Raw genomic sequence first — 18,769 nt, forward strand, 5'->3', positions numbered from 1 at the left:
CGGCCTGCTCGGTGGTGTCCTCGGTGGTGACGGTGGCCTCCTGGGCGGCGTCCTCGGCGGCGACGAAGGTGGCTTGCTCGGCGGCGTCCTCGGTGACGACGGCCTGGTTGGCAGCCTGCTCGGTGCGGACGGTCTCGTGGGCGGCCTGCTCGGCGGCCTCACGGGTGGCGCGGAACCGGTCGCCGGCATCCTGGAACCGGTGACGAGCCTGCTCGACGGCTCGGCCGGCTCGGTGGTCTCGACGGTGGTCGAAACGGTGACGACCGCGGTCGAGCCGGTGGCCGACATCCTCGCTGGCACGCCGGTGACGGCGCCGGTCGGCGACGTGGTGGCCAGTGTGCTGGACACCGTCGAACACACGGTGGCCCCGGTGCTCGACAACGTGCTCACCCCGATCACCAGCCTGGTCGACCAGAGCCCCGCCGGTGGTGCCCTGGCTCCTGTGACCAACATCCTGCACGGCCTGCTGGGCTGATCCAGGGACACGAAGGAGGAGGGGAACCTCGATACCAAGCAGACAGGGACAGGCCGCCACCGGCCTGTCCCGCGAAAGGACCGTCATGAACAAGAATTTCCGGATACTGGCCCTCGTGGCGATGAGCGCAAGCCTCGTCGCCTGCGGCGTGCCTCCCACAGGCGGTCGCGACGACGCGACCTACTACTACTCCAACAAGAGCCAGCGCGCGGTGCCCAAGGTGGAACCGGCGCCGCCCGCACCGCCGACCAACGGGCCGGTGGGCGTGGCCAAGATCGTCTATTTCGACTTCGACCGGTACGACGTCAGGCCCGGCGACCGCAAGATCGTGGAAGCGCACGCGGGCTTCCTGCGCAACCGGCCGGCGAGCCGGGTCGTGATCGAAGGCCATACCGACCTGCGCGGCGGCCGCGAGTACAACCTCGCGCTCGGCCAGCGCCGCGCCGAGGCCGTGCAACGCATGCTCACGCAAATGGGCGTGCCGGGCGAACGCGTCGAAGCCATCAGCTGGGGCATTGAAAAGCCCGCATCGCTTGCCACCACCGAGGAGGGCCATCAGCTCAATCGTCGCGCCGAATTCAGCTACCGCTGAATCGGGAGCACGCGGTGATTCCACGGGCGGCTTCCGGTCCGCGATCACGTCATCCAGGCGAGAGCCGATGACGGACGCGACCGGTCTTCGCCCGCATTCGACCGGGGCCGAATGATGTCCTTCTCAGACCAGCTCCACGCCTGCCACGAGCGCCTGGTGTCCGTGTGCGCGGCGTTGCCTGCCCCGTACCCGGCCTTCACGCTCTTCTTCTCGGTGAGCGACGGTTCCCAGCGTGCACACGTCGTGCATGCGCGGGCCGACGATTTCGAAACCGCCTGGCGCGAAGGCGCCGAGCTCGTCGAGCGATGGGTGCGCGAGCGCGGCATCGTCTCGCCCTGGCTGCGCATCGACTGGGTCGAGGGCGCCAGCCCCATGGACTGGACGCAATTCAAGACCCAGCTCACGGCCGTCAAGCGCAACTACTTCCGGCTCGGCCTGGCCTTCGGCCAGGACTTCGGCATTGCCTTCACCGAGCAGGAACTCAATGCCAACGCCATGTTGTGCGGCGATTCGACCATCGCGCACTCGGTGGTCAACGTGCGCAACTTCGACGTCTATGCGCAGGCCCGCTTCGAGCGCACGCTGTCGCTGGAAGAATCGTCGGAGCGCACGGTCTACCTGCTGGCCACGGTCGGCGTGTTTTGCCAGCCCGATGGCGTGGTGCACAAGCTCGTGGGCACGGGGCTCGACGCGGGCCGCCGCCAGCTGCCGGCGCTCAACCCGCAGTCGGTGCTCGAGCTGGTGCGCAGCGGCTCGTCGTACCTGGCGCGCCAGATGCAGAGCGACGGCCTGTTCGTGTACGGCTACTTTCCGTGCTTCGATCGCCGCATTCCGACCTACGACGCGATGCGCCATGCGGGCACCGTACACGCCATGCTCGAGGCCTGGGAGCTCACGCGCGACGACACGCTGCGCGCGGCCATCGACCGCGCCATTGATCACCTGACCGACGCGCTGATCCGCGACTACACGCTGCCCGATGGCCGTGAAGTGGCATACCTCGTCGACACCGGCGGCGAGATCCGCCTGGGTGGCAACGCCGCGTGCGTGCGCATGTTCGTGCGCTACTGCGAACTGATGGAAACGCGCCACTGGCTGCCGCTGCTCGAGAAGCTCGCGCTGGGCATGGTGGCGCTGCAAGACCCCGCCAGCGGGCGCTTCGACCACGTGGTGCACGCCGCCGACCTGACGCTCAAGCAGGCCTCGCGCGTCATCTTCTACGACGGCGAAGCGGCCTTCGGGCTCATGCGGCTGTACGGCCTCACGCGCGATCCGCGCTGGCTGGCATCGGTCGAGAAAGCCTTCGACCACTTCATTGCGAGCCAGCACTGGCAGTCGCACGACCACTGGCTGAGCAGCTGCGTGAACGAGCTCACGCAGTGGAGCCCGCAGGAGCGCTACTTCCGCTTCGGGTTGCAGAACGTGGCCGGCTACCTGGACTTCGTGCTCGACCGCAAGACCACCTTTCCCACGCTGCTCAGCCTCATGCTGGCGGCGCAGCAGATGCTGCAGCGGCTCGAAAGCATGCCCGCCATGCGGCACCTGCTCGACGAGCTGGACACCGAGAAGTTCTACCGCGCGCTCGACTACCGCGCGCACTACCTGCTCAACGGTTTCTTCTGGCCCGAGATGGCGATGTACTTCCGCCGGCCGTCCACGGTCGTCGGCGCGTTCTTCGTGCGGCACCACTCGTTCCGCGTGCGCATCGACGATGTCGAGCAGTACGTGACGGGCTTCGCGGCCTACCACCGCTACCTGCTGGAGCGGCGCAGCCCGCCCGGCGGCGGCCCCGGAGGCGGCGGCGTGCGCGACGACGGCGCCGTCTGGACCGCCAGCGAGATGGCGCGCGTCACCGGCGGCGAATGGGTCGTCAAGCCCGAAGACGGTTGGCGCGCCACCGGTGTGACCCAGCGCACCTTCATGCGCAAGGGCCGTGTCGTGTTCGAGCACCAGGCCCGGCCTTCGAAGACGCCGCTGGCCGCCGTCACGCTCAAGGGCGTGCTGCAGCCGGCCGCGGCCGTGCTGTGCACCGACCCCAAGCCTCACCTGGACAAGCGTGTGCCCGTGCTGAAGGTACCCAACGTGCTGCAGGCCGTGCTCGAGCTCGGCGACCACGCGCGCACCGAGTTCACCGGCCGCGTGTGCGGCGTGCTCGGCAGCGGCGCGGGCAGCAGCACCGTGGCCGCCATGCTGGCCGGTGCGCTCACCGTGTGGGGCGAGGTGGCGCAGCCCGAAGGCAGCATCAGCCTGCCGTCGGGCATTGCGTGGAACCTCACCTGCATGCCGCGCCATGCCGCGTACTGGGTGCTCGAGATGGGCACCTCGCACATGCCCGCATCGGCGCAGCTCATGCGGCCGTCGCTCATCGTGGTGACCGGCATCTCGGCCGCGTCGCAGAAACACCGCGGCCCGTCGGAGGCCGCCGCGCGGCTGGACTGCCGCATGTTCCAGGCCATGGCCGCGGGCGACCGCGTGGTGCTCAACCGCGACATGGCGGAGTTCGGCACCTTCGCCGAAGCCGCGATGTCGCACCAGCTGCAGATCGTGACCTACGGCGAGCACAAGGACGCCGACGTGCGCCTGCTCGCCTTCGACCACGGCGAGGTGCAGGCCGAGGTGGCGGGCGAGCCCTTCCAGCTGCGCCTGAACGCGCCGGGCCGCCACATGGGCGCGAGCGCCGTGGCCGCGCTGGCCGCACTGCAGGCGCTGCGCCTGCCGCTGGCCGCCGCCGTCGAACCCTTTGCGCACTTCGAGCCGCCGGGCGGACGCGGTGCGCTGCACACCATTCATATCGGCGGCGGAAGCTTCAAGCTGATCGACGAAACCTACGACGCCAACCCGAGTTCGATGCGGGCGGCGCTGGAGTTGCTGTCACAAGCCCCCTGCGAGCCTGCGCGCCGGGTGGCCATTCTGGGCGACATGCAGGAACTGGGGCCCGCGGCGCAACGCCATCACCTCGATCTGGAGGCCGAGTTGCTGGCGTCGCAACCGGACCGCGTGCTCCTGTGCGGACCGTTGATGCGGGCGCTTCACACGCGTATTCGCAGCAAGGTCCGCTCCCACTGGTTCGTCGATGTGTCCGACCTCTCCACCGCCCTCGGCGGGCTGCTGCAACCAGGCGACTGGGTGCTGGCCAAAAGCTCCGCCGGTGTCGGTCTTTCCCGGCTTGCCCGGGTCCTGAAAGCACTGCCATGAGATGGAACGCACTGGTCCACATTCCCTATGAAGCCGAACGCGAGGTGCCGCCGCGGCGCTGGTGGCTGGGCTGGCTCCAGCTGCTGTGCGCCTGGGTGCTGCTGATGCTGCTGTGCGCCAACATCGCGCTCGCATTTGCCGACAACCTGCCATCCCCGTCCGGGCGCGGCGCGGCGCGCACGTACGCTCATCAAACGATGAATTGCACGCCCAGCGAAAGCGCCACGCTGCAAGGAACGCACGCTGCGCAAGCGACCGGTCCGGCGCAGGTTCGCGCGCACCGATGCTGAGAGGCGTCAGAGGCGAATTTCTGCCTTGTAACGATCGGGTAACAGTTGATAATGGTGCCGGCGTCGTTGCCCGACGGATCGGTGTTTTTCCATGATCAAGTTCCTCTTGCCCAGCCAGCTGGTTGCCGACAGGCCGGACGCTCCCGGCGCCAGCCCGTATGCCGGTGCGTTGAACGATGCGTTCCGCTCGGCCTACCCGCTCGTCAAGAGCGCGGCGTGGCTCTCGCTGCCCATCAGCCTGTTCGGGCTGCTGCCCTCGATCTTCCTGCTGCAGGTGTATGACCGCGTGCTCTCGCGCAGCGGCGTGTCCACGCTCGCCGCGCTGGTGAGCGGCATCCTGTTCTTCCTGTGCATCGAGTTCTGGCTGCGCACGCGGCGTTCGCGCCTGCTGCGCAACGCCGGCGCCACCGTCGACCACGGCGTGTCGGGCGCGTTGCTGCACTCGATGCTCGGTCGTCCGCTGCGCGCGCTCGAGGCGCGGCCGGCGTCGTCCTGGCAGCTGTTCTTTCGCGACGTGGGCGCCGTGCGCGGCACCGTCACGGGCGGGCTGGCGCAATCGATCTTCGACCTGCCGATGGCGATCTTCGCGCTCGTGGTGATCGGCATCGTCGCGCTGCCGGTGCTGCCCGTGGTGGCGGCCTTCCTGGCCATCATGGCGTTCCTGGCCTGGTGGTGGGCCGACGAGGTACGCGCCGGCCGCGTCGAGGAAGTGCTGCGCGGGCGCGGCCTGGACCGCATCACCTCCGAGATCTGCCATGCGCGCGAGACGCTCAAGGCGCAGTCGAACGACGGCCCGACCATCGAGGTCTGGCAGCAGACCTACAACGCCTGGCTCAGCGAAAGCTTCGGCAAGAACGGCCAGATCGAAACCGCGCGCGACGGCACCACCGTGCTGCTCACCGTGTTCTCGGTGATCGTCGTCACCGTCGGTGCCATCGCCGTCATGCAGCAGTGGATGACGGTGGGCGGCCTCGTCGCCTCCAACATGCTCGCGCTGAAGGCGCTGCAGCCGGTGGCCGGGCTGGTGTCGAACTGGCGCGCACTGGCCACTGCCAAGGAAGCCGCCAAGCGCCTGGAAACCGTGCTTGGCGAGCCGGTCGAGAAGGCGCCCACCGGCATGGCGCTGCCGCAGCCGCTGGGCCGCGTCACGCTCAAGGACGTGAGCTTCAGCTTCACCGAAGACGCGCCGCAGCCCGTGCTCGAAAACGTCGACCTCGACATCGGCCCTGGCGGTCTGCATGTGATCGTCGGGCGCAACGGCGCAGGCAAGTCGACGCTCGTGAAGCTGCTGTCGGGCCTGTACACGCCCACGCACGGCGTGGTGAGCATCGGCGAGTACGACCTGTCGCAGTTCGGCCGCGAAGAGCTGTCGCGCTGGATCAGCTACCTCTCGCAAGAGGTCTACTGGTTCGGCGGCCCGCTGGTCGACACCATGCGCCGCGGCGCGCCGGGCCAGAGCGACGAGCAGATCGTTGCGGCCTGCAAGCTTTCGGGCGCGCATGACTTCATCTCGCGCCTGCCCGACGGCTACCGCACGGTGGTGGGCGAGGGCGGCACCGGCTTCTCGGTGGGCGAGCGCCGCAAGCTTGCGCTGGCCATGAGCTTCCTGCGCAAGCCCTCGGTGCTGGTGCTCGACGAGCCCAGCAACGACCTCGACTTTCAAAGCGAGCGCAACCTGCTCGCGACCATGCTCGCGGTGGCCAAGGTGCGCACCGTGGTCGTGGTCACGCATTCGCTGCGCATCGTGTCGGCGGCCACGGCCGTGTACCACGTCACCGGCCAGGGCAACGTGGAGATCGGCTCGGCCGCCGTCATGGTGCCCAAGCTCTTCGGCGTGAAGAAGCCGCTGGTGGCGCTGGGCGACAGCGACGACGGCAGCAGCAATGCCGGCGTCTCCACCGCTTCGCGCTCGATGGCGTGAGCGGCGCGATCGCTTGCTTGATGGTTTGACCGACTGACAGACAGAGACAGGGGTACGGGATTTTGAAACCAGACTTGCCGCAGGTGCTTCAGGGCGAGAGCGAGAAACAGGCGGCGCAGACCACGCCGCAAGGCCGGCGCCGCCAATGGATCATCGGCGGCGCGGTTGCGGTGCTGGCGGTGGTCGGCCTCGGCTTTCCGATGGAAACCGTCGTCGTCGCGCCGGGCCGCGTGATCCCCTCCGACCGCGTGAAGTCGATCCAGCACTTGGAAGGCGGCATCGTCAGCAACGTGCTCGTCAAAGAAGGCGACAAGGTCAAGCAGGGCCAGTCGCTGGTCGAGATCGACCTGGGTGGCAGCGGCCTGAACTTCGAAGAGCTCACTGCGCGCTATGCCGCCACGCAGGCCACGCGCGTGCGCCTCATTGCCGAGAGCCGCGGCCAGCCGCTCAAGCGGGATTCGTTCGATGCCGACATCGACGAGGCCGTGCTCGAAGGCGAGGTCGGTGCCTACCAGGCGCGCGCGCTCGAGCAGCGCGGCGTCATGGCCGGCGCCGTGTCGGGCCTGGAGCAGGCGCGCAGCAAGCAGCTCGAGCAGCAGGCCAAGGCCAAGGGCCTGGCCGACCGGCTCGAGCTGATGCAGAAAGAGCAGGAAATTTCCGAGCAGCTGCTCAGCGAAAAACTCGTCGGCCAGGTCGAAGTGCTCGAGAAGCGCCGGCAGGCCGAAGGCGTGCGCAGCGAACTTGCCGTCGCGCGCCAGGGCATCATCTCGGCGCAGGCCGCCATCACCGAAGCACAGGCCAAGATGGCCGAGGCCGAAGGGCGTTTTCGCCGTCGCGCCTCGGACGAACTCGCCACCGTCGAGCGCCAGTTCGCGAGCCTGAGCGAAGACCTTGCGCGCGCGCAAACCCAGCGCTCGCGCACGGTGGTGAAGGCGCCGGCCGACGGCATCGTGAAGGGCCTGCGCAGCTCCAGCGCCGGCTGGGTCGTGAAGCCCGGCGAAGCCATCCTGGAGGTGGTGCCCGATGAAGACGAGATCATGGTGGAGGCGCGCCTGAATCCGAACGACCGCGGCTTCGTCGAAGTGGACCAGCTCGCGCGCGTGAAGATCACCGCCTACGACTACCTGCGCTACGGCGCCGTCGACGGCAAGGTCAAGCTGGTGGCGGCCGATGCCGACCGCGACGCCGCCATCTCGAACGGCGCGCCGTACTACCGGCTGCTCATCGGCATGTCGCAGTCGCACGTGGGACGCAAAGAGAACCGCATCACCGCCGGCATGGAAGCCGAAGTCGATCTGCGCGTGGGGACCGATCCGTTCATCTGGTACATCCTGCGGCCTGTGCTCAAACTGCGGCGCGAAGCCTTCCGCGAACCATGAGCAAGCCCGTGTTGCCGGGCCGGCGCGCGCGCATCGCACCGGGCGTGCTCTGCGCGACCCTGTGCGTCAGCATGGCGCTGCCGCCCACCGCCTACGCCCAAGTCTTCGAGCCCGAAGGGCCGCCCGCATCGCTCGCGCTGTCGCGCCGACTGTCGCCGCCGTCGCTTGGCGCTGCGAGCTATGCGCAGCGTGTGAAGCAGGCGCTCATTGTGCTGTCGCAGGAATACCCCGAGGTACTGACCGCGCAGGCCGCCGCCAACACCAGCAGCTTCGGTGTCGACGCGGCCCGCATGGCGCGCTACCCGCGCTTCAAGGTCGGCACGTCCTCGGGCACCTACAGCAGCGGTGCCAGGGATGCCAAGAGCGAGGGCTACACCGTGCTCACCGCCGAAGCGCGCGTGAGCCTGATCGACGGCGGCGCCATGAGCGCCGCGCAGCGCGCCGCCGAATTCGGCAACCAGGCCGACGACGAAGCCGTCACCACCACCTCGCAGAAAGTCGTGCTCGATGCGCTCACCGCCTACCTGCAGGTGCAGCGCTTCGACCTGAAAAAGCAGATCGCGCACCGCGCCACCGAGGTCGTGGCCGAGCTGTCGAAGGCCGAGGCACGCCGTGTCGCGCTTGGCGTGAGCGGCGACAACGACCTCAACATGGCTGCCTCGCGCCGTGCCCTCGTGGCCGCGCGCGAGTCCGACTTCGAAGCCCAGCGCGACGAAGCCCTGGCCAAGTTCCGCAACTACTTCAAGTTCTCGCCCGTTCCCGAATCGCTGCCCGTGCTCGCCGCACCGCCGCACTGGCGCATCGGCTCGCAGGAAGAAGCACTGCGCCGCGCCGAAGCGCGCAGCACCGAACTCGCCGAAGCGCAGGGCCGCGTCGCGCGTGCGCGTGCGCTGGTCGACCAGACCGAAGCCAGCATGTTCCCCACGCTCGACGCCGTCGTCGTGAAGAGCAAGGACCCGCGCGGCGTGTCGCCGCAAGACCCGACGCGCGCCGCCTTCGAACTCAACTGGAACTTCGGCAACGGCTTCGACCGCCAGCTCAAGCTCAAGGGCGCCCTGGCCGAAGTCGCGAACCAGGAAGCCAAGATGGAAGGCGTGAGGCTCAACCTGATGGAGCTCACCGCGTCGTCGTGGTCGCGCACCATGGCCGGCCGCGAACGCGAGCGCCAGCTGATGGAAGCCGTCAGCACCTCGGGCCAGGCCTTCCGCGGTCGCCGCCGCCTCATGGAGTTCGGCCGCGAGACCCTGCCCCAGGTGCTCGACGCGCAGTTGGACTACTACACGCTGCTGTTCGACTACATCGACGGCGTGTTCGATCTGCGCATTTCGGAACTGCGCCTGGCGCGCACCACCGGCGAACTGCGCGTCGATCCCATCGGCGCCAACAACTGGATCGACCGCATCTTTGGCCCCCCGAGCCGGAACGTCCTGACCGAAGACGGCCTGCTGGGCGCGCTGTGCATCTCGAGCAACACCACCTGCGCCAGCGAACCGTTGGTCGACCGCGCACCGGGCGCATCGATTGCGAACCCGCCGCTGCGTCGGTCAACGCGCCTCGGAATCCAGTAGCCCTTCGAGGCAAGCGAAGCGAAGCCCGTTGGTGAAACACCGAGGAACCGGCTTTGCCGGGCCTCAGGTGTTGCCCCCGGTAGGGGGAAGGAGAAGCGGACACGAAGTGCCGCGCAGCCTGGGGGCGAGCTAGTTACGTCTCTTCGGGGATGCCGGGCTCGCCGTCGAGGATCTGGTACTTGCGCATCTTTTCCCACAGCACCTTGCGGCTGATGCCCAGATGCTGCGCCGTGTCCTGGCGCTTCCAGTCGTTGATCTCCAGCGCCGCGATGATGCGGTTGCGCTCGCCGCTGTTCCAGCCCTTGCGGTCGCCGTTCGCGTCGAGCGCCACACCCGTGCCGTTGCGGTCGGTGGCCAATGCAGCCGGCGCTGGCGTGCCGCGCGTGAGCGCGATGGCGCGCTGGATCAGGTTCTGGTCCCAGCCGTGCAACTGCCGTGCGATCACGCCCACACGCTCCGCGAGGTTGCGCAGTTGCCGCACGTTGCCCGGAAAGTAAGTTTCGGCTACCGCATCGCTGAGCCAGTGCGGCGTTTCGCCCAGTGCTTCGAGCTCGTCGCCCAGCACGTTCGCCAGCAGCGCCTTGAAGATCGCGATCTTGTCGATCTCGCCGCGCTCTTCGAGGCTCGGCACATGCAGCTCGATGACCGCGAGCCGGTAGAACAGATCGGCCCGGAACTCGCCGCTCGCCACCATCTCGCGCAGGTTGCGGTTCGTCGCCGCCACGAGCCGGAAGTCCACACGAATCGGCGACGTCGCCCCCAGCCGCGTGACCGCGTTGTCTTCGAGCACGCGCAGCAACTTCACCTGCTGATAGCGCGGCAAGTCGCCGATTTCATCGAGGAACAGCGTGCCGCCGGTGGCCTGCTCGAAGTACCCGCGGTGCGCATGCACGGCACCCGTGAACGAGCCCTTCGTATGACCGAAGAACAGCGACTCGAACAGCCCATCGGGAATCGCGCCGCAGTTCACCGCCACGAACGCGCCCTTGCCGTACTGCTGATGCCCGATGTGAAGCTGCTGCGCAATGCGCTCCTTGCCCACGCCGGTCTCGCCGCGCACCAGCACCGGATGGTTGCAATCAGCAAAGGCGCCCACTTCAGCGAGCAGCCCCTTCATCGCATCGGAATGCGCCACCAGCACATCGGGCGCCTGCGGCGCGACATCGCGCGCACGCAGCTGGCGCACCAGCTTGGCCACCATCGTGCGCAGTTCGGCGCAGGTGAAGTCGTAGGGAAGAACGTGCAGGTACTCGGGCGGATACGTGCGCGAATCGCGCTCGCGCGAGGCGGCAGCGACCCAGATCACGGGCATGCCTTGCAGCAGCTCGGTCGCATGCGGCAACCCGCCGCCGTCGATCACGGTAACGCTGATGATCGCGACGGAAGGACGCAGTGCGACACCGCGGTCCTGCGAAGGCGGCGGCAGGCCATCGGCCCGGATGACTTCCACGTCGAAGCTCGCCATGCACCGCGCAATGCGGTCGAGGATGTCTGCTTTGCCTTCCCAGACAAAGAGGTCGAGTTCGTCGAAGTTGGAGGCGGGGGAATTCATCAAAGAGGCAAGAGGCTTGAGCGGGGCTGGTACGAGGTTGCGTTAGTAAACCAGCTTGGCATTCTGGCAACTCATGGATTGCAGGGCGACATCAGTGCGGCCGAGTTCGAGCCCCAATACGTTGCTCAGCAAACTGGAAATCAGCCCACCTACAGAATTTAGAACCGGTTTCAGCAATTCAATCAGCGGTCCCAGTACTGCAGCCAGCAGCGGCGTACCAGATGCGTCTGGATCCAAACCCAGTACGCCAGTCACTAGTTCGACTAAACCCTTGATCAGTCCACTGAGGAGGCCGTCTTGGTTGGGTGTTTGCAGCGATTTGATCAACTCGTTTCGAGCGCAAGCCCCGCTGAGACTGCCCCCGCACAGAGTGTTCACTCTTGCTTCAAATTCTTGAGGCATCGTTGTCGAAAGCACGAGCAAGACTGGCCGGCTCCACGTCAGGTGATCAGCCTCCAATAAATCTCTAAGCGTGGAAACCTTGTTGGTCTTGGCTAAGTAGTAGTCCGCCATCTTGGCCGCGATGGCCGCATTTGTCGCACGGTCTGCTGGAACTGCGGGGCTTCCTGTGAGACCTCCCCCTAGAAGTAGCTTGAGCAGCGAAGACAAAGTGTCTCCGATGGACAGCGGATTACTACCTGTCGTTTTGGTCTCGCCGACCTTGAGCGTTACGTTGCTGTTGCTCGGAAGAGCGGGGAGGTATGCCTTGCCGTAGAGCAAATCGGCGCCGAGGATCCGGACCAATGGCATATCGGTCAGCCCCGTTGCACAGATATCTGCTTTTGACCAGAGCGCCGTTGGATCGAGCTTGCCGATGCAGGCAGTCAGGATCGGAGCATCTACGTTGATCGTCGCCTGCGGTGGTGTCGTATCGCAGTTCAATACGTCCAGCCGTCCTAAAGCGTTGACGACGTCGATCGCAATGGGAAGCTTGATGGTTGTCCCTAAAGCTTGCAGCAGACCACCAAGGATCGAGCCATCACTATTGATCTCTACAAAAGCACGAACCTGCGAGTTGTAGGCTTTCGTGTTTACCCCACCAATTCCAATCGAAGCAGGTTCAATGATGCGAGTTTCTAGTTTGACGCCCAAGGCGTTGAGGGTGACATTGCTTGTCACCGCATGCCCCTTGGTTCCCACGCCGAGTGCAGCACTCAGCAGATCGAAGGCATCAATCTCAACATCCAATGCTGAACTTGTTGTCGGTGCCTCGATCGAGGCAAATAACCCTCGCGCACCCTGATTTTGCGCGGGGTCAGTTCCTAATTGAACCAATAGGTCCTTCGCTTGAAGGCCGGCGTCAAGAAGAGAGTTCAAGAGAGAAACGTTGGCTGCCAACAGATCATCTTTGCCGGCGAGCGTAACGACAGCATCAAGAATTTTCCCCAGGCTCACTTGATTGGCTGCCAGTAACGCATTGAAGCCACCAACAGTCAGGTCCGCAGAAAAAGGAATCTGGAGAGCACTCAAAAGTCCCGCTGGGGTGATCTTGATACCTGCCAGTCCAGTGTTGTAGCAGGCCAGGCAAGTCTTGGACGGGTCCGCACCGACGAACTTCAGAATCGATATCAATGGGGCTTCGGATCGAATGTCGATCAGCTTGGAGCCCACCGAGAAGACTGCCAATGGAATGTCTTTGACAGCGATGGCCTCGACTTTGATTTCGCGCCCGGCACCATCTGAGAGCAGGGGGAGCAAGCTGCCTGACCCGCTGACGGAGACTTGCACGGCATTGCGCGCTTCTGCTCCAGTTTGCTTGGTGAAGTGCTTTGGCGGAGTCCCCGTTCCTGGGTCCCACCACCCGCAGACGGGAGTCACCACCGCAACCATGCCGGAAAGATTGAGCGTCGCATTGTTCGACGCTGCACTGCTTGCGTCCGAGCAGGAAGTCGTGTCTGGTTTGAGCGCCTTGGCACCGGCCAAAGCGGCCAGATCGGCGGTTTTCTGAAATTCACGCTTGAGAAAGAAGGCGTAGCCAAGCTCGGCGCCGAGCAAGGTGATCACGATCAAGCCCAGTGCAATAGCCGTGTTGATGACGATCGATCCACAAGCGCGTCGTTGTGCGGTCGATCGGAGAGCTGGACGTGTCGATGGTGTGTTCATGCCGAGAGCCATGTCATGAGGCCTTGAGCGCCACAGTGGCGCTGCTTTGCAATACGTCTGGCACCCAACTGATGTCGAATAGCGACACCGGCGGCAGGATGGGGTTGTCCTTGTACTGATAGATGACGGTCACGGCACAACTTGTGCCGCCCGGCGAGCATCCCGTAAGCGAGACGGAGGTAAGGCTTGAGGTGCTGCTTGGGCAGGTGAAGGGTGGAATGAGCGAGCTTGCCAGCGAATCTGAAACGGCCTGGCATACGCTGCCAGAAGCCAGCGGTTGCGGCATCAGCATTGCCGCGCGAGCGCCGTCTTCTGCGGCGCGCGAGATGGCCTGCTGTGTATAGAAAATTGCACCGAAGGTCGCCACGCCGTACATCGCAATAAACAGCAGCAAAAAGACAAGCGCGAACTCAATGGCCGCAATGCCGCGTTGGCGCCTGCCTGTATTGGGGCTGAGCCGAGGTCGGGTGTTGAGGATAGACATGGTTCTTACCTCAGTTCCAGTAGCATGCTGGCCTTGCCGGCGATCTGGTCGGGAACGACAAAGCCCGGCAACGGGGGCAACAGCGAACCAATGTTTTTGGCTTCCACGACAACGTGGACTTGGCACCGGTGGCTCCAGGTTGGGCCACAGTAGACCGGGGCGCACTGGTCAACGACTCCCGCCACAGGGACCACATGGCAGATAGAAACGTCTGGCGGCATCACCTGAGGCATCCAATCGCTTCGGTTCTTAGCGACGTCCTCCGCACGGGTCACGCGAGCACCGAGGTTGCTTTGGTATTGAAGCGCCGCTCGCGCCCCATCTTCTGCCGCGTTTTGCAAACCCAGCCGAAACGCGAACAACATTCCGTAGCAGATGACGGCATACAGGACGGTAAAGAAGATCAGGAACACCATGGCGAACTCGATCGCGTACACGCCGCGCTGCGAGCGTGGCGAGCCTGGAGCGCGGATCGCGTGCATGGCCTTCTGCGAGATGTGGAAAGAGGAAGAGAAGCGGCGTCTTACTTGCCGCCGCTGCTGCTGCCGCTGGACGTCTTGACCGTCGAGCTCATCCGCTCAGGAATCGGAAACTCGAAGCTCTTCAGGTACCGCTCATAGCTGCGGCCGGCAACGGCGCCCGCGATGGGCCGCGCCGTGCGCGAGGCGATTTCGCCGCTGCGCTGCCAGGCGAACAGGCTCAGCGTGGCGTCGCCGACCTGGGGCGGGAGAAGATCGAAGGCCTCCTGTTCTTCTGCGGCCGCCGGGGCGTCTTGCACCGGCTGCGACGGGGACGTGGGTCCCGCGGCAGCGACAGGGGTTCCGGCCGCCGGTGCGGAGGCTTGAGCGGACACGGCGGCGGCCGGCGCCGCGCTGGTGCTGGCGGTCTGCGCGGAGGCCGCCGCCGTCATGAAGCAGCAGGCTGCGGCCAGCGCGCAGGCGGACAGCGCGGACATCCGGTGGGCAGGCGCGTGGTTGTGGTTCATGGGGTACCTCGTGAAGTCGGGTTCGGTGAAAGAGGCGTCTCCGCGGTCGAGATCGACGGGTTCAGCTGGCTGGCGGTGCGTGTGCCACCCATTCCGGCCCAGCGGGTCGGCTTGAGCGCGAGGGGGGCGGGCAGCATGTTTTCGCCCGCTCCGGTTGATGCGATGGCGGATGCCGGGGGTTTGGTCGCAGAGGCCGCAGATTGCGTTGCAGCGCTCCCTGGGCCAGTCCGCATCTGCTGCGCCGCGGCACGCACGGCGGCGCGCGTGGCTTCGGGCATGCGGTTCGCATCCATCAGGGCCGTGGCTTGTTCTTGCTGATGCGTGGCTTCGAGGTACAGCGCCACGTTGGCCTGAGCCTGCTTGCTGTCGGGCTGAAGTTGCAGGGCTTGCATCAGCGGCAGGCGCGCTTCTTCGAGCTGGCCGGCGCGCAGGCTCGCATAACCCAGATCGCTGAGCAGCAATGCATCGGTGGGTGTGCGGCGCTGCGCCTGCCTGAACAGTTGTACCGCCTCCGCATACTGGCCGCGTGCGCCCGCCAGCAAGCCCAGGCCACGGTAGCCGGCGCTTTCCTGCGGTGTGTTCAGCAAGCGCTTGTAGGCGGCTTCGGCGGGCTCCGCCTGGCCGGTCTGGCGCAGCGCGTCGGCGCGCACGCGGGTGGAGTCGGGTGTAATGCCCCAGCGTTGTTCCAGGGCGTCGATGTGTGCCAGCGACGCGAACCACAGGCCTTGCTCCTGCATCTGGCTCACGACCTTCAGATAGGTTGCCTGGGTGTCGATGTTGGCGCCGCTTTTCGTTTCGCTGGCGGCCTCGAAGGCTTGCCGCTGCTGGGCGTCTTCGCCCGCTGCGTAGTGGTCTTTGGTGGCGGCACAGCCGGAAACTGCCAGAGCCACCCCCATGGCCATGGATGCCCAGACGATGCGCACGGATGGGTTGAAGAATGCGTTCATTTGCCGACGCTCCCCAGGGCACGGAAGATGGCGATGAAGCCGGGGCCTGCAGTCACGATCAGCAACGCAGGCAGCAGTGTGATGACCATGACGCCGGTCATCTTCACGGTGATCTTGCCGATGCGCTCTTTCATTTCCGAGCGGCGATGTTCGCGAAGGCGATCGCTGAAAGCGCGCAGCGGCTCCTGGACCGCGCCGCCGTGGCGGTCGACCTGCACCAGCAGTGCAACCAGGCTGCCCAGGTTTTCGTTCTTGTGCAGCGTGGCAAGGCGGTGCAGCGAATGTTCGCGGGTGCGGCCTTGGGCGTATTGCCGATTGGCCAGCGTCAACTCATACCCGAGAACGCGCAGCACATGCGAGAAGTCGGTGGCCATGACCTGCAGGCTCTGGTCCAGACTCATGCCGACGCCTTGCAGCAATTTCAAGAGATCCACGAACAGCGGCAGCTCTCTGGCGACTTGCGTTCGTCGACCCGCGGCGATTCGGCCGAGCACCCATTTCGGTCCCATGAACCCGACCACGAAGAAGACGGCCAGCACAAAAATGACGGTGCTTTGCTTGTGCCCTCCGCTCCAGAAAGCAAACGCCAGCAAGGGCAGCAAGATCGCCAGCAGCACGCGCGTGACGAGAAAAATCAACTGGGCACGCTGGGAAGGCAGCCCGCATTGATCGATGAGGTTGCGGTCTTCGTCGGCAACGAAGGCCCGTCCGAGGCGCGAATCCAGCCAGTGAAATGGCAACTCGACGTCGGGCTTGTACGGTCCCCCGAACTCGGTGTCGGCTTCGGCGGTGCCCGTGGCCAACGGCACCGTGCCTTGGTGAATCGCCTTGCCAATCGCCTGGCCGCTGCGTGCACGGCGCAGCTCCGACGCAATCAATGTACCGGCTGCAATCAGCAGCCCGAGCGCCAGCAACCCCAGGCTGATGGCTGTCAACACGCTGGGTGTGAGCATCATGCGATCCTCGCCAGCCGGTACAGCAGCAGGCCGCCCAGCACTTGAAGCCCAGCGCCCGTGAGAACGAGCATCCGGCCGGAGCCGTCGTTCCACATCCCAAGAAAGTAGCTTGGGTTGTTCATGATCATGAAGGCGCCCACGCCCACAGGCAGCAGGCCCAGAATCCACGCCGACAGCCGCGTTTCCGACGACATCGCCACCAGCTCGTGCTCGGCCTGTTCACGATCGCGCATGAAGTTGCTCACGCGTTCGAGCAGCAGGTCGGCGCGTCCGCCGTAGCGCACGCCGAGCCCGAGGATCGAGGCCAGAAGAAACATCTCCTCGACGCGCACGTTGGTGGCGGTCTGGTGCAGTGCCTTGTCCAGGTCCACGCCTGCGCGCACCAGGGCGGCCGAACGTTCCAGATGGCCGCGCAGCGGCTCCTGCGTGCTGCCGATGGCCAGCTGGAAGGCCGCCTGCGTCGAATTGCCGATGGTGATCAGGCGAACCATGGCATCGATGTATCCAGGCAACTGGCTCACCAGCTTGCGGCGCATCTTTTGCAGCCGAAGCCAGACGGCGAAGGTGCCGGCCAGCGCAAGCAGTACCAGCGCGGCGAACGCGGCGAGCCAGCCGCCGAACACGCCAGCGAGCAGCGACAGCGCCACCACGGCGACCAGGCCGAGAACGAGCACCCGGGCTTCGACCACGCCCACCAGCCATCCAGGCAAAACCCGGTCGAGCCATCGCTTGGGCCGAGCGGCCGCTGCAGCCGTGGCCTCGGTTTCGAGCCACGGGTCGGTGGTCAGGCCGGAGACGCCGCTGCCCATCGGCTCGGCCGCCCGCGCGGGGGGCATCGCGGCATAGGGCGCTGGTGCTGATGCGCTCGTGCCTGCCCGGATCTGTTGATCGAGATGCCGCCCCACGGCGTGTTGCGTCTGGCGCTTCTTTGCCCATTGCCACAGGAACAGTCCGCACGCCGCCAGCAGCAGCGCGACGACTGCAATGCCGAGCAGCACGACCTCACGCACGGGGCTCTCCCTGCTGCGAGCGCGCCAGCGACTGGCGGAACCGTGTGATCTTCGGCGAGTGCGGCGCGATGCCCAGCGACACCCAGCGGTCGCGTTCCTCGCCGTCGGGCGACACGACCGGCTCGTAGCGGTACAGCTCCTGCATCGCCACCACGTTGTCGTTCACGCCCGTCACTTCGCTCAGCGAGATGATGCGGCGCTGGCCGTTCGACATGCGCCCGATCTGCACGATGAAATCGATGGCGCTGGCGATCTGGCGCCGCAGGCTCACTTCGCTGCCTTGATAGCCGGCGAAGCCCGCCAGCATTTCGAGGCGATAGAGGCACTCACGCGGCGAGCTCGCGTGGATGGTTCCCATCGAGCCTTCGTGGCCTGTGTTCATGGCCTGCAGCATCTCGATGACTTCGGCGCCGCGCACTTCGCCGACGATGATCCGGTCCGGCCGCATGCGCAGGCTGTTGCGCAGCAGGTCGCGGATCGACACCACGCCCGTGCCGTCGAAGCCACCGGGGCGGCTTTCGAGCCGCACGACGTGGCTGGTGCTGAGCGAAAGCTCGGCCGTGTCTTCGATGGTGATCACGCGCTCGCGCGAGGGAATGAAACTGGCCAGCGCGTTGAGCAGCGAGGTCTTGCCCGAGCTGGTGCCGCCGCTCACGAGCACGTTGCAGCGCGCGCGCACGGCAATCTCGAGCAGCTGCGCCATGCTGGCATCGAAAGTGCCGAGCTTCACCAGGTCGGCTGGCGTGAGTGGCTCCTTGCGGAACTTGCGGATCGAAACGGAGAGTCCGTCAATTGCCAGCGGTTCGATGATCACGTTGATGCGGCCGCCATCGGGCAGGCGTGCATCGACCATCGGGTTGGCTTCGTCTAGCCGGCGCCCAAGCGGCGCCAGGATGCGGCGCACGATGCGCATGACGTGCTCGGAATCGGCAAAGCGCAGCGTCTCGCGTTCCAGCATGCCGTGGCGCGACACATACACGTTCTGGTAGCCGTTGATCAGGATGTCTTCGACCGCGGGGTCGTTCAACAGGTCTTCCAGCGGCCCGAAGCCGGCCAGTTCCTTCGTCAGCGCATCGGCGATGAGCTGCATCTCGCGGTCGTTGATCGGCACGCGGCGCAGGCGCACGAAGCTGTCGACCTCCAGTTCGACGAACTGCTGGATCGAGGCGCGCGACCAGCGGCCGAACTCCGCGCCCAGCTCTTCGATGCGGCTCAGCAGGTGATCGTGCGTCCAGCTCTTGATGTCCTGGAACTGCTGGGAGTTGATGAACGCCTGGTCGTCGTCGGCAAATTCGATATCGGTGGACATGGG

The 18,769-nt window shown here is 65.9% G+C and carries 15 protein-coding genes and 1 pseudogene; 7 read left to right on the forward strand and 9 right to left on the reverse strand.

Features of this window, described 5'->3' with window-relative positions; genetic code table 11:
* From ASD34_RS12665 to ASD34_RS12695, 7 genes and pseudogenes are all read left to right on the forward strand, one after another.
* A pseudogene (locus ASD34_RS12665) lies at positions 1-475 on the forward strand (hypothetical protein); the annotation flags it as partial.
* 85 nt (positions 476-560) lie between these two features.
* Entirely contained in the window at positions 561-1,067 is a 507-nt protein-coding gene (locus ASD34_RS12670; protein WP_056577835.1) for an OmpA family protein, read from the forward strand.
* A gap of 111 nt (positions 1,068-1,178) precedes the next feature.
* Positions 1,179-4,262 (forward strand): glutamate ligase domain-containing protein, encoded by a 3,084-nt coding sequence (locus tag ASD34_RS12675; RefSeq protein WP_056577837.1) that lies wholly within the window; start codon positions 1,179-1,181, stop codon positions 4,260-4,262.
* Positions 4,259-4,552 (forward strand): hypothetical protein, encoded by a 294-nt coding sequence (locus tag ASD34_RS12680; RefSeq protein ID WP_056577839.1) that lies wholly within the window; start codon positions 4,259-4,261, stop codon positions 4,550-4,552. The genes ASD34_RS12675 and ASD34_RS12680 overlap by 4 nt, the downstream gene beginning before the upstream one ends.
* Positions 4,553-4,643: 91 nt before the next feature.
* On the forward strand, positions 4,644-6,473 hold the full coding sequence (locus tag ASD34_RS12685; protein WP_056577841.1) for a peptidase domain-containing ABC transporter: 1,830 nt from the start codon (positions 4,644-4,646) through the stop codon (positions 6,471-6,473).
* 83 nt (positions 6,474-6,556) lie between these two features.
* Positions 6,557-7,852, forward strand: coding sequence for an HlyD family type I secretion periplasmic adaptor subunit (locus ASD34_RS12690; protein WP_235510058.1), 1,296 nt, complete (start codon positions 6,557-6,559; stop codon positions 7,850-7,852).
* Positions 7,849-9,420: a TolC family protein gene (locus ASD34_RS12695; protein WP_056577845.1), complete on the forward strand. Its 1,572-nt coding sequence runs from the start codon at positions 7,849-7,851 to the stop codon at positions 9,418-9,420. Before ASD34_RS12690 ends, ASD34_RS12695 begins: the two co-directional genes overlap by 4 nt.
* Positions 9,421-9,553: 133 nt before the next feature.
* Here the strand turns inward: ASD34_RS12695 and ASD34_RS12700 are convergent, their stop codons facing one another.
* The 9 genes from ASD34_RS12700 to ASD34_RS12735 are packed head-to-tail and all read right to left on the reverse strand — an operon-like array spanning position 9,554 to position 18,766.
* Positions 9,554-10,972 (reverse strand): sigma 54-interacting transcriptional regulator, encoded by a 1,419-nt coding sequence (locus ASD34_RS12700; protein WP_056577847.1) that lies wholly within the window; start codon positions 10,970-10,972, stop codon positions 9,554-9,556.
* A gap of 42 nt (positions 10,973-11,014) precedes the next feature.
* Positions 11,015-13,087 carry a TadG family pilus assembly protein gene (locus ASD34_RS27115; protein WP_082548627.1) on the reverse strand — a complete coding sequence of 691 codons (2,073 nt, stop codon included), beginning with the start codon at positions 13,085-13,087 and terminating at the stop codon, positions 11,015-11,017.
* A gap of 1 nt (position 13,088) precedes the next feature.
* Positions 13,089-13,559, reverse strand: a complete 471-nt coding sequence (locus ASD34_RS12705) for a TadE/TadG family type IV pilus assembly protein (RefSeq protein ID WP_056577849.1) — start codon at positions 13,557-13,559, stop codon at positions 13,089-13,091.
* Positions 13,560-13,564: 5 nt separating this feature from the next.
* Complete coding sequence (locus ASD34_RS12710) at positions 13,565-14,041, reverse strand: TadE/TadG family type IV pilus assembly protein (RefSeq protein ID WP_056577851.1); 477 nt, start codon at positions 14,039-14,041, stop codon at positions 13,565-13,567.
* Between the two features lie 41 nt (positions 14,042-14,082).
* The gene (locus ASD34_RS12715) at positions 14,083-14,544 is read right to left on the reverse strand and encodes a DUF3613 domain-containing protein (protein ID WP_235510049.1); all 462 of its coding nucleotides are present in this window, start codon (positions 14,542-14,544) and stop codon (positions 14,083-14,085) included.
* Positions 14,541-15,446 (reverse strand): tetratricopeptide repeat protein, encoded by a 906-nt coding sequence (locus tag ASD34_RS12720; RefSeq protein WP_414929874.1) that lies wholly within the window; start codon positions 15,444-15,446, stop codon positions 14,541-14,543. Before ASD34_RS12720 ends, ASD34_RS12715 begins: the two co-directional genes overlap by 4 nt.
* Positions 15,447-15,487: 41 nt before the next feature.
* Entirely contained in the window at positions 15,488-16,447 is a 960-nt protein-coding gene (locus tag ASD34_RS12725) for a type II secretion system F family protein (protein ID WP_082548630.1), read from the reverse strand.
* On the reverse strand, positions 16,444-17,457 hold the full coding sequence (locus ASD34_RS12730) for a type II secretion system F family protein (protein WP_056577858.1): 1,014 nt from the start codon (positions 17,455-17,457) through the stop codon (positions 16,444-16,446). Before ASD34_RS12730 ends, ASD34_RS12725 begins: the two co-directional genes overlap by 4 nt.
* On the reverse strand, positions 17,450-18,766 hold the full coding sequence (locus ASD34_RS12735) for a CpaF family protein (RefSeq protein ID WP_056577859.1): 1,317 nt from the start codon (positions 18,764-18,766) through the stop codon (positions 17,450-17,452). Before ASD34_RS12735 ends, ASD34_RS12730 begins: the two co-directional genes overlap by 8 nt.
* Positions 18,767-18,769: the final 3 nt, after the last annotated feature.

The sequence above is a fragment of the Variovorax sp. Root473 genome, assembly GCF_001426505.1.
GTDB lineage: Bacteria > Pseudomonadota > Gammaproteobacteria > Burkholderiales > Burkholderiaceae_C > Variovorax.